Origin of the sequence: Rheinheimera sp. SA_1 (assembly GCF_001669775.1) — a bacterium.
Lineage (GTDB): Bacteria > Pseudomonadota > Gammaproteobacteria > Enterobacterales > Alteromonadaceae > Pararheinheimera.
The window spans coordinates 674,082-687,151 of the sequence record NZ_LXWK01000016.1; the positions used below are offsets into that span (position 1 = coordinate 674,082).

Consider the following 13,070-nt stretch of genomic DNA (forward strand, 5'->3'; position numbering starts at 1 on the left):
TTTCCGACAGAAATGTGGCGGGAATTTATCGACGTGCTTTCGAATTTTCTGATGTGGTGATAAGGAACAGGTCCGATGGTGAGTTATGATCAGGTAAAACAACTTTGCGACTCTTGGCAAGCTGCGGGACAAAGCATTGATATTGAAACCGTTGCTACCGAATTGAAGGCACCAGCTGGGGCAATACAGACCTGGTTAACGCTGTGGCAAAACGAACAACAAATCCCGGATTTTAGCAGCGATTTTATTAACGCCTTTCGCCAGCAAGCCACTGCATTCACGCGGCAGTTTACTGCTCAGCTACAGCACGAACTGCTTTCGGTCATGCAACAAAATAGTGAGCTACAGCTGCTATTACAGCAATCAGCCGATGACCAGGTATTTTTCACCAGCCAGCTCGCCCAGCAACAATTAGAAATTTCAGCACTGGATCAGGCACTCCAACAAGCGGCAACAGAAAAAAACCAGGTTGAAAACGCGGCTCAGCAGCAGCAAGAACAAATTGGTCAACTGACGGCACAACTTGGTCAACTGGAATTAATGCAGGAAACCGCCAACAATGAGCGGGATCAGGCGCAGACGGAAACGGCAGAATATCAACAAACAATAGCGCTTATCCGCCAACAGTTAGCTGAGCAACAGCAGCAAATATTGGCCGAGCAACAACAAATAGCAAGCCTGCGCCAACAACTACAAAGCAGCGAGCAACTTGCTGAACGCCTTGAACATAGTGAGCAAGCCAGACAACAACTGGCACAGGAACTGACCCACAGTCAGCAACTGCAACAGCAAGCCGCGGTGGAAAACAAGACCTTACAACAGCAGCTGTTAAGCAGCACTCAGCAACTGGCCGCCGCTGAAACTTTGCAACAACAGCTCAGCTTGCAACTACAGCAACAACAAGATTTGTTGGCGGCAAATACTGAACAGTTCGCGCAAGCAACAACCAGCCATGAACAACAACTGCAGCAATTCATCACACAGCTCGCAGCCAGCGAACAAATTCAGCAACAAAGCAGCCAGGAACTGGCCAGATTGATGCAACAACTGACCCAAAGCGAACAAGCGGTAACCGCCGCGAACCAGCAAGTGAATCAGTTGCAGCAACAAATCTCCTTCCAGCAGCAAAACGGCGCCGATGTCGACCAACAAGTGCAGCAGCTACAACAACAGCTGAATGCGCAGTTGCAACAACATCAGGAAAGCGAACAGCAATATCTGCAGCGGGTAGAGCAACAAGCAGCGCAGCAACAGACACTGGAACAACAAAAAGCCCAGTTAGTTCAAGAACAACAACAGCAGCACCAACAATTATCCGATCTGCAGGCTGAGTATGAAAATCTGCAACAACAGCTGCAGAACTCCGAATTGCCTGCGGTGAAAGCGGAACTACAACAAGCGCTAAAAACCCAGCAACAACAGCAATCACAGTTACAACAGCAGCAACAGGAACTGGCCACGCAGGCGCAACTGATTGCCACACTTAAAACCGAAATGCCAGACCATGAAGCGCAATTAAGGCAGTTGCAGGAAACCAATATTCTGCTGAAACAACAAAATGCCAGCGCCGCAGAGCATCATTCGACGCAGCGCGAAACGATTAAACAATTGCGGGAAAATCTGGCGCAACTACGTGAAGCAGCTCAGTTGTCACAGGTGTTACAGCAACAGCTCTCAGAGCAAAACCAACAATTGCTGGAACAAGTGTCGTTTGTCAAAACCAACAGTGCTTCGACCATTGAACGTTTGACAAGAAACTGGGAACAAGCGCAGGCGAAGATCCGCAGTCTGGAACAAGGCAGCCTGGCTTGAGCTTGGTTAAAAAAGTTTAACCTGCACACGGCTGCAGATGCTCTGCAGCCGTTCAACTGATCACTAGCAAGATGAGCTCTCAGCCAAGTCCTATTTATAGCTGCCCTGCGACAATAGTGCCAATCCCGAGCAACATAAACACAGCACAAGCCGCCAGTCGCGCCCAGGCCAGTGGCAACCTTTCTAAAATCCAGCGACCGGCAAATACCACCGGCACATTGGCTGCCAACATCCCCAGCGTAGTACCGATAATCACCAGCCAGGTTTGTGGATAGACCGCCGCTAGCAACACAGTGGCGATTTGAGTTTTATCACCAATTTCCGCGACAAAAAACAGCAAGCAACTGGCGGCAAAAGCACCGTATTTTAACACTTCACTTTCGCCACTGTCGTCTTTGTCCGGGATCAACAACCAAAGTGCGACGGCTATAAAGGACCCGCCAAGTAACCAGGCATGCCAGCTTGCCGGAATAAATTGCGCCACCCAGGCGCCAAACCAGGCTGAAGCAGCGTGATTGAGTAAAGTCGCCACCAGAATACCGGCAATAATGGCGCCGCGGGAGCGAAATCGCGCCGCTAAAAATAACGAAAGGAGTTGGGTTTTGTCACCGATCTCAGCGATAGCCACGCCGGTGAAGGAATACAATAATGCGTCCATATATGGGCTCAGCGGGATAACAGACAAAAGACAACGCTGCGACTCCCGCTTTGGGCCACAGTGCTGTCTCAGGTCTCATCAGACATTAGCAAGCAAAGCTAATGTCGTTGTAGCCATGTGCATGAGGCACAAGTATGTTGACCACAACGAAGCCGGACAAACCAGCAACAGATTACTCCCCCAAGCAGGAAGACTCGCATTGTAGCTGCTGGGCCAGTGCTGCGGCAAGCCTTAGCTTTAGCTTACTTGCCAATGCAACTGGTACTTCTCTGGGAATGGCCCAGGTCTGTCCGGAAAAAACTGTTGATTTACATAACAAATATCACCTTTACTCTGCAAATTTTCCAGAAGCAGAACTTGTTTCACCATCTCTGGAATAAGCTCGATGCCAACGTATTTCCCCAGACATTGATGCGGCCCGTAGCCAAAGACAAAATTGTGATTTACATCCCGTTGTGGATTAAAAATATCGGGCTTTTGATAGGCAAAAGAGTCGAACATCGCCGATTGCGTGAGTAAGCGGACAATAGTGCCTTTTTTAATCCGGGTCTGATAAAAAGTGCCCAGGCCGATATCATAATCTGCGGCGGTTTTGCGGAAAATATCTGGACTTATCGGCACAAAACGTAACGCCTCCCACACCATCGCATCAAAACCGGCAACATCGTTCTCCCGCGCCAGATTTTTAGCTTGTTGCAACAACTCTGGCCGCTGCAGGAAAAACTGCACTGTCTGCGCCACCGCTTGTGAGGTGGTTTCAATAGCGCCGATGAGCAGCCCGCCGGCGTTTACTCCGACCCGCACTAATGAAAAATCGACGTCGCTGGCAAAGGTTGATTTCACCATCCGCACCACCATATTGTCGCGCTTCGGTTTCATCGTCATACCAAATAAGCGATACAGTAGAATTGCCGGCAATTTTAAAACCAGTTGCAATAAACCGAGTAAACGCACGCTGACCACTTTCCGGGCCATCAGTACCGCAATATAAGCCACCAACTCTTCCGAGACTTTCGCGTGCTCGCTGATAATCAAATCATGATCCCGATCCGACAGCAGATCAATTGGCTGATTGTGAAACGCATCATACTGATTCCAGTACGACCAGCGAATGAGATCCTGTTCGTCTGAGCCATCCAGTCCAAAATACTGCTGCACCAGCAACATTGGCACCATCCGGCAGTATTGGTTCACAAACTCAATCTCACCCTTAGCTTTATGTAAAATGCTGGCCGCATTTTTAGCGACCTGCTGCCGAATCGCAGGTAAATCATCGCGGTTGAGCAGCCCTTGCATAATCGACTTTTCACGGTAATGCAAAGCATCGTCGTCATGCGCCATCAGATATCCGGCATCGGTCGCTGTCACACCCATTTTTGGTTTATATAAATCAACGGTAAAAGTCTTGGGTAGCTGCAGCATATCGGCCACATCTACATAGTTGGCCACCAAGGTGCATTGCGGCGTTTGCAACACCGGCCGTTGCGCCCGCAGCTGGGCGAAAAAAGCCAACCGGTGTTCGCTCTTGATCCATTGTTGCACCAGCGGGTAGCGCTCATTTTCGAGGGCAGCATCAAACTCGCTTAAATAATCCCTGTGTTGCATAAGCTCTCCTGGCCGCCATTACAGCGTTTTTAAGAATTCAATCAGGCTCATTCGATCGTCTTGACTTAAGCTGCAAGCGCCATAGTCATGCCCTTTGTTACTGTTACCCGCCAAACTGGTATCAAACTCGAATCCATCATAACCTTCGGTTTTGAGACCAACTTTTACCGGATCAAATTCTCGGGCGCCAACCTTAAACGTTTTTGGACGGTCCGCTGCGCAGCTCAGCAAATCAAACAAAGTAGGGACTGAACCATTGTGCAGATAAGGCGCGGTGGCCCAAATGCCATTGAGTGAACGGCCCCGATAGGCGAGCAGACTGTTATAAGGATTGGCGGTGGTATCCGGCTGATAGTTACCGGCTTTCAGACTATTTTGAACTGGATTATCTTTGGCTGAACGCACCAACGAATACACCCAGTCATAAAGCCGCACCGGCAACCATTTATCCGGATCTGGGGTAGCGATCACCCCTTTGGTCGCTGCCGTCAGAATTTGCACCACTGGGGCATCTTCCTGCACCACCAAATAACCAACATCGGTTTCCTGATAGGTATTTCGAAGATTGCCGGATTTACCGTGGTACTTCACACTGTTGTGGGCCATGGCTTCGTCAGTGGTTTGCGGATCCTGGATGCCAACCATATTCGACACCATCAGCCGATCGCCAGCTTCCCGGTCTAATACGATGTGGCAGCTCTGACAATTCTGCGCGTAAATCACTTTGCCTTTTTCAACTTGTGGCCGATTAATCCGTAAATCCTGCCCGGCACAATCCCGTAAATCGACCGCCTGACTCAGCGGACCATTTGGCAGATAATAGTCGCCACTCTGACTATTACGGCAGAACGGCCAGCGCGGTGACATCAGGGTGAGTAAGTGGCTTTCTAACCGCTCCAGATTAAATAAGTCGACCGATGATTTAAAATTAATAACTTGTTCTTTGTTACTCTGCCCAGTCAGGAGCGACGATAAATTAAAGTTTTTCATCCACTTACTGACGCCGGTTTCAGTATGCCAATCCAGAATGGCAAATACCCCGATCACTTCGCCGGCATTACGCCCCAAAGGCCCAAGGAATGAATTACCGGCTAAACCGTTCCATTGGACATAGTCGGAGTAGGGAATGTCCCACAAAAATGGATAACTAACCGGCGCATTTGGCGTATTAAAAATGGCGTTACGGATCCGGAACATATTTGGCTGATTTAAGTTCGGATAGCCCGGTGTATTGGAGCGTAAATTCGCCAGAATTTGCGTAAACTGCTCGTCTTTTAACACCGCATCTTTGGGATCGCCAACACCTTTGAGCACCAAGTCGACTTCGGCATCGCTCAGCACCCGCTCTGCGCCATTAAATCGGGTGACCGTTTTCAGAATTTTTTCTAGCTGCTGGCGATTGATCGCATGTTGCAGCACCCGATTATAGATACGGCCAAACGCATCAAGCCGGGCATAGCCGTAACGAAGTGGTTTTGTATATTCAGTTGCTTCTTTATCTTTACAGTCCTTACTACTGTCATCGCTGTTTAAGCATATGTAACTGTGATTAACAGTATTGTAAAGCTGCCGTGTTGCCGTCCACTTATCCAGTTCGGCTTCGACTTGTTCGGCGCTGCTAAAATCATTGTTCAGAGCCAGAACTTGTTCGATAAAACGCTCTAATCGCGGATTTTCTTTATCTGGTTTACGCTGGGTCTGGCTCATCGCATCAGCCATCGCAGTTAAGAACCCGACCATATCGGCCATCGCAGGTCCACCATCAATCCGTAGCGCACGCCCCTGATAATTAATCTGACCTGTATGACAAGCGCTGCAGGTTAAACCAACATATTGTTTGCCCTGATACCGTTCCTTCACAAAGCCGACCGGTAGTGCATCAGGATTAAAAAAAGTAGATTTTTGCGGCAGATAGCGATAATCATCAACAAATTTCGGACATAAAAACCAGCTGTTATTTTTGCCGTTGCGCTCACAGCTCAAAGCACTTTTTTCCGGTTGTTCTAACGCCAGTAAAAAGTCATACGGCAAAAAGGCCGAACCTTGGGTGGTGTTGTAAAACCACAGGCTGCCATTGGCGTCCCAGCCTTGATCCAGATATTCAGGCGTACTGTAGTTTTCACCAAATTTACCTTCGGCAATCGCCAGCGCGCCGCGGTCGGGGTCGTCATCCCATTGCTGGTAAATTTTGGCGGCAAAAGTGGCCAACAACGGCAACACCACCAGCACGCCGAGGAGAAGGTAAGTCAGACTTTTAGGTAAACGGATAAAAAACAGTACGATACGATAGAGCAGTCGGCTGATCATAGTGCACTTCCATCAATGAAGCTGAACCTTTATACCAAGATCATTGAAGATTCGGGTATAAACAACATTGGTCCTTGTTGTCGGTGAATAAAAGCTAGTTCAGCTTTAATTCCTGGTCAAATTTCAAGCAACTGGTAGAGTCTGCTAAGGTCTGTGGCAACCGCACAAAAAAGCTGATAAAAAAAGGGCAACCCCACTGCGGTTGCCCTTTTTTTATGCTGCGGTTTTTGTTACTTCAGTTTAAGATTTTACGCTGATAATTTTATCCACCCGGCCACGGGCGCGACTGGTAAACCGTTGCCAGCGTAAGCCCATCCGCACCAATCCCCAATAGGTCAGCGGCACTAACAGCAAGCTGGTTAAAGTGGAGAAAATCAAGCCGCCGATAATCGCAATCGCCATTGGCGCATAACTTGGGCCGTTACTGCCAATCGCTGCATCACCGAAGGTCAACGGAATAAGACCCAGCACTGTGGTGGAAACCGTCATCAGAATTGGGCGTAACCGCGTTTCACAAGCCTCAATAATTAAGGATACCAGTTCTGCCGTTGGCGATTCTTCACGCAACTGATTTATCCGGTCGACCAATACAATACCGTTGTTGACCACAATACCCATCAACACCAGCATACCAATCATCCCCATAATGCCCATGGTGGTGCCAGTAATTAAAAACGCCCAGAACACGCCAACAAACGAGAACAACAAGGAACCAATGACCGCCGTTGGCAATAACAGCGACTCAAACAACGCCGCCATCACCAGGTAAATCATCGCCACCGCCAGCAACATATTAATTTGCATTATGCCCTGCGCTTCATCCTGATACCGGAAACTGCCTTCAAACGACCAGCTGTAACCGGCTGGCAGTTGTAGCTGCTCCATTACTTTGGTCAATTCTTTTTTGGCATCGTCCATTTTTAAGTCTTTATGCAAATTCATGCCTATCGCCAGGCCGGTCTGGCGGTTCATCCGGCGAATTTCACCCAGTTGCTGCACAAAACTCAAAGTGGCAATTTCATCGAGGCGCACCACCTGATTGTCCTGCAATTTCACCGGAATAGCGGCCAGAGCTTGCTGCGATAAACTCACCGTTTCGTCATACAAAACCCGCAACTGCACTTCACCTTGGTCCGGCGTGCGGAAAGTCCGTAAGTTAGTGCCGCGCAGCGCCAGACTCACCATATCCGCCACGTCTTTGGCGTTCAGACCAAACCGCTGCAAGTTGTCTGGGTTGAGCTTAATTTGCAGTTCAAATTTGGCCTGACTGACTTCTGAGCGCACATCTTCCAGACCTTTGACTGAACTAATGGCCGGAATAAGATTGTCTGCCAATTCCATCAACTTGCCAGTCGAAGGGCCGGACAAATGCACTTGCATGCCTCCACCAGAATCGCCCCAGCCAAATTGCGGTTTGCCAAGCACCATCGGCGGCCAGTCTTTGCGGATCGCATCTTTAATTTGCGTTACAGTTTGCGGTAATTCGTCCTTAAACATAATGGTCGACACCGCAAATCCCGGCGTGTAATAGCTATACACCGAATCGATATGGAATTTCTCTTTATTGCCATAAAGATAAGCTTCCATGGTTTTCACCGATTGCTCGACTTCCACCAGGCTGTAATTACCCTGAATGTTGTAATTCAGGAACAGGCGGTTTTTATCACCACCGTCTTCATCACCACCGGAAATAAAACTCATCGGAATGGCGATACTCGCTAATAATCCAAAAGCAATAAAGGTTGAAGCGATCGGTTTACGCATAGTCCAGTGCAGGCAACGACTGTAAAAACGGTCAGTAGCACTTTGTGTAATGGCATGTTGCGTGGTCATGCCTTTGATTTTGGTTGATAACCAGGGGATCAGCGTCAACGCCACCAGTAGTGAAACCGCCAGCGAAATGGTAATAGCCACCGCTACGTGTTCCAGAAACACCGTCACATCCACTTTCTGACCAATAATATTGGGCAGAAACACAATCGCCGTGGTGGCAGTACCGGCTAGTACCGCCAGACTAACCCGATACACGCCCCGCTCGGTCGCCCGCACGGTGTCGCTGTCCGCTTCACGTTCCCGGAAAATACTTTCGGTGACCACTACCGAGTTGTCCACCAGCATGCCGACCGCCAGCATCAATCCCATCATGCTGAGGATATTTAGGCTGTAACCAAGGAAATACATAATGCCAAGAGTGATGGTGATTGATACCGGCACTGAAATAACCACCAAAAAAGTGGTCGGCATATGCCGCAGAAACAGATACAACACGATAAAGGACAACACCGCACCCATGATGCCGGAACTTAATACATTCGACAGCGAATCAGTGACACCCTTAGCCGTATCATCCATCACAAACAAGTTGATGCCAGTAAACGCCGGATCTTTGCCCACTGCGTCAATCACCGCCAACGCAGCTTTGGACACATCAACCAGATTGGCACCTGATTCTTTGAACACGTTCATGCCCACTGCAAACGATTGGTTCAGCCGGCGTCCTTCGACTCGTTTTGGCAGTTCAAGCTGCAACTCGGCAATATCGCCCAGGTGAATGCCACGACCAATCGGGATTTGTTTTATTTCATCCAGCGTGGTCAGTTCACCCACCGGTTTTACCAGCACACTGCTTTCAGTGGTGCGGATTTCGCCGGCGGTCATCGCAAAGTTTTGTTGCGACAAAATATTCATCAACGAAGCAACATCCACCTGCAAGCTACGGATTTTCTCCGGCTGCAACCGAATCGTTACCTGGCGTTTGTCGACGCCGTATAATTCAACTTTGGAAACGCCTGGAACACGTTCCAGTGGGCGTTTTATTTGACGTTCCAATAAATCATACGCCATTGATAAATCACGTTCGCTGGAAATCCGCAGCTGAAAAATCGGCATATCGTTGGTATTAAACTGAAACACCAGCACCCGCTCCACATCGGTCGGCAGCAAGTGGCGAATACTGTCCAGCCGCTCCCGCACTTCGATGCTTTTGGTATTGATGTTTTCTTCCCAGTTAAATTCCAGGCCAACATCCATGCCGTCTTCACGGGTGAAGCTGCGCATCGTTTTAATACCGGTGACGGTCGAGAGTGCTTCTTCCACCGGCCGGGTGATCAGCCGCTCCACTTCAGCCGGCGTGGCATTCGGGTAAGGCACGTTGACATAAATTTCCGGAATATCGATGCCAGGGAAATTTTCCAGTGGCAACATCCGGCTGGCGAGCATGCCAAACACCAGCATCGATAAAAACACCATACAGAGGGTGACCGGGCGTTTCAGCGCCAATCTGGTGATAGCTAAAGGTTTAAAATCCATGCGCCTTACTCCTGCACCAGAGTATTGATAGCCGTGTTATTCACCCTGATGTTGCTCGCGGTCATCCGGTAAATCACCGGAATAAACAGCAGTGTTAACAAGGTTGAACAAGACAAACCAAAAATCACAGTGATGGCCATTGGGGCACGGATTTCCGCACCGTCGCCACCAAACATCATCGGTAACAAACCGAGCACTGTGGTTAAAGTGGTCATCAGCACCGGTCTTAACCGCGTGGCACAAGCGTCTACGATGGCAGTGTCGAGTTCTTGCCCTTCATCCCGTAACTGGTTGATCCGGTCGATCAATACGATAGCGTTGTTGACCACAATACCTGCCAGCATGATGAGGCCGATGAACACAATCACAGACACTCGGGTACCGGTTAACCACAAGCCAAGTACCGCACCGGCACCAGCCAGTGGCACCGTAAACAGGATCAGCAGTGGCTGCAGCAAATTTTCAAACTGTGATGCCATCACCAGATACACCAGGAATACCGCTAATGTCAGCGCAATCACCAGTGAATTAAACGAGCGTTCCATTTCTTCACTTTGGCCAACCATCCGCACCGTCACGCCGTAAGGCAGCACCGTATTGCCAAGTAATTGGCGCACTTCAGCAGCAGCTTGTTCAATGTCGCCGAAGGCCAGATTGGCACTAATCACCGCAACGCGTTGTTGACCGATACGGGTAATTTCACTGGGGCCAATTTCGCGGCTGATGGTCGCAACAGCCGATAACGGCAACGGCAATTCACTTTGTGGGTTGATAATGATTTGTGCCAGTTCTTGCTCTGAATTGCGATATTGCTCGGCCAAACGAACCCGGATATCCACTTTGCGATCAGCAATTGAGAACTGCCCCGCCACTTCGCCACCGACGTAGTTGGCAACACGTTTTGCCACATCAGATGCGGTCATTCCAAGTTGCGACAGACGCTGATGATCAAAATGCAGGGTAATTTCCGGCTGACCGTCACGCAGACTGGATTTCACATCGGCAAACCGGTCTGTCGCTTCAAGTTTTGTCGCCAATTCAGCAGCGGCGGTTTTAAGCGCAGCCAGTTCATGGCCAGCCACTTCAATTTCCATTGGCGTGCTTAAGTTGAACAATTCTGGCGTATCAATTTTTGCCGTCACATCCGGCATTGCCGCCACGGTATCGCGCAACAACTGCATCAGTTGCTGTTCTTCACCAGCCAAAGCCGTTGGTTTTAATACGATATTTAACCGGCCCCAGTGGCTGCCTCCGATTGAGGGATCCACTGTCATCTGCTGACCAGTACCGGCCTGAGCATAAGTACGTTCGACGATAGCTTGCTGTTTGGCAACTTGCGCCAGTTGTTTCAGTACCACATCCGTACGCTCGATGGCGCTGCCGACCGGCAATTGCACTTCAACGTAAAACTCGCCCTGGCTCATCGCCGGGATCACATCAAAGCCTAATCTTGGCGCTAAGCTAAAACAAACACCGGTGATGACCAGCGTCAGCACCAACACCAGGCTTTTGGCTTGCAGCGATTTTTGCAACAACCAGCGGTAGCTTTGTTCCAGTTTCACCAGGCCACGTTGCACCAGGTTAAGAAATGGGTTAAACACAAAACCCAAGCCTTTGGCCAGACCGCGCCAAATCAGGGTAAAGAACGAAATCAGCATCGAGATTAAGTAGCTCACGCCGACAAATGGCAGCTTTAACCCCCACACCAGCCATTGATACCAACGTTGTGGCCGGGCTTTTTTCATCGTTTCAGTGGTCACAGTGGTGCTACCAAAACTACGCTCATGCGCCGCCATCGCCGGGATCAGCGTCAACGCCACCACTAACGAAGCCAACAAGGCATAAGTCACGGTTAAGGCCTGATCTTTAAATAACTGACCGGCAATACCATCAATAAATACCAGCGGGAAAAATACCGCAACTGTGGTTAACGTTGAGGCAGTAATCGCCATCGACACTTCACTGGCACCTTTTTTCGCCGCTTCCATCGCCGAATAACCTTGTTCTTTGTAGCGGGAGATATTTTCCAGCACCACGATGGCGTTATCCACCAGCATACCAATCGCCAGCGCAATACCACCGAGGCTCATAATATTCAGGCTGATATCCTGGGCATACATCAGGTTAAAAGTGGCGATAATCGACAGCGGAATGGAAATAGAGATAACCAGCGTGGTCCATAGATTACGCAGGAACAGATACAACACCAGCATCGCCAACAAACCACCAGAAATGGCTGCGGATTTGACTTCGGCTATCGCATCGCTGATAAAGGTTGATTGGTCATACACCAGTTTTAATTCATAACCGGCCGGCAGATTTTTTTGCAGTTCTTCCAGTTTGCCAAGCACAGTTTTCGCAACCTGTACCGTATTGGCATCACCTTCTTTGTACAAAGCAATTTCAATGGCTTCGCGGCCATCGACATAAGTAATACTCTGCCGGTCAACGAAGGCATCTTTCACTTCAGCAATATCACTGAGCCGTACATGACTGCCGTTCACGGTCGCGATATACAGGTTACGCATTTCATCGAGGGTATTAAATTGGTTGATAGTTCTGACCAGATAGTCGTTGGCGGCAGTTTCCAACCGGCCACCAGCTTGATTAATATTCTGGGCTTTTAACCGGTCATTGACGGCGCTGATATCCAGGTTCAGCTGCGACAGTTTTTCATTGTCGACCAGCACCTGAATTTCCTGGGTCAAACCACCGTCCGGGCGCACAGCGGCAACGCCGGTCAAGGCTTCTAATTTGCGGCGTAATTCTTCGTCGGCATAAGTACGCAGAACAACTTGTTGTGATTGTGACAGTGCCTGTGGCGCTGCAAGTGCTGTATTGTTTTTGTCAGCTGCTGGCGCTGTTGCATCTTTGCTGACCGTACCTTCATTGCGGCTCAGTGCTAACCGGATGATTGGGTCAAGATTTGGGTTAAAGCGCAGTAACAGTGGCTTTTTCACATCCAGCGGCAGCCAAAGCACATCTAGTTTTTCGCGGACTTCGAGACCGGCCAGATCCATATCTGTGCCCCACTCAAATTCCATAATCACATCGGAACGCCCGGAGCGCGACACCGACTGTACTTTACGAATGCCTTTGACAATACCCACACTTTCTTCAATTGGTTTGCTGACCAACTGCTCAACTTCAGCCGGCGCAGCACCCAGATAGTCGGTGCGAATAGTTAGCGTTGGGTAAGATAAGTCAGGTAACAGATTGACGGCGAGCCTTGCCATCGCCACCAGACCGAACAACATAATGCCAAGTGTAAACATCCAGATGGTAACGGGACGGGCAACTGCCAGATTGACCAGTTTCATCGAATTCTTCCTGTAGTTTTTATTGTGGGAGTGCGCCCGGCACAGAAGCCGGGCAACAG

The 13,070-nt window shown here is 49.4% G+C and carries 6 protein-coding genes; 1 reads left to right on the forward strand and 5 read right to left on the reverse strand.

The features are described from left to right. Positions 1-75: 75 nt before the first annotated feature. Complete coding sequence (locus A5320_RS14970) at positions 76-1,812, forward strand: hypothetical protein (protein WP_068066324.1); 1,737 nt, start codon at positions 76-78, stop codon at positions 1,810-1,812. Between the two features lie 94 nt (positions 1,813-1,906). Here the strand turns inward: A5320_RS14970 and A5320_RS14975 are convergent, their stop codons facing one another. The 5 genes from A5320_RS14975 to A5320_RS14995 form a co-directional block, all read right to left on the reverse strand. Beyond that, positions 1,907-2,470: a TMEM165/GDT1 family protein gene (locus A5320_RS14975; RefSeq protein WP_068066327.1), complete on the reverse strand. Its 564-nt coding sequence runs from the start codon at positions 2,468-2,470 to the stop codon at positions 1,907-1,909. Positions 2,471-2,707: 237 nt separating this feature from the next. Further along, the gene (locus tag A5320_RS14980) at positions 2,708-4,075 is read right to left on the reverse strand and encodes a cytochrome P450 (RefSeq protein ID WP_068066331.1); all 1,368 of its coding nucleotides are present in this window, start codon (positions 4,073-4,075) and stop codon (positions 2,708-2,710) included. A gap of 18 nt (positions 4,076-4,093) precedes the next feature. Continuing rightward, complete coding sequence (locus A5320_RS14985; protein WP_068066334.1) at positions 4,094-6,382, reverse strand: di-heme-cytochrome C peroxidase; 2,289 nt, start codon at positions 6,380-6,382, stop codon at positions 4,094-4,096. Between the two features lie 240 nt (positions 6,383-6,622). Continuing rightward, positions 6,623-9,691: an efflux RND transporter permease subunit gene (locus A5320_RS14990; RefSeq protein WP_068066337.1), complete on the reverse strand. Its 3,069-nt coding sequence runs from the start codon at positions 9,689-9,691 to the stop codon at positions 6,623-6,625. A 5-nt stretch (positions 9,692-9,696) separates the two neighbouring features. Next, the gene (locus A5320_RS14995; protein ID WP_068066340.1) at positions 9,697-13,011 is read right to left on the reverse strand and encodes an efflux RND transporter permease subunit; all 3,315 of its coding nucleotides are present in this window, start codon (positions 13,009-13,011) and stop codon (positions 9,697-9,699) included. Positions 13,012-13,070: the final 59 nt, after the last annotated feature.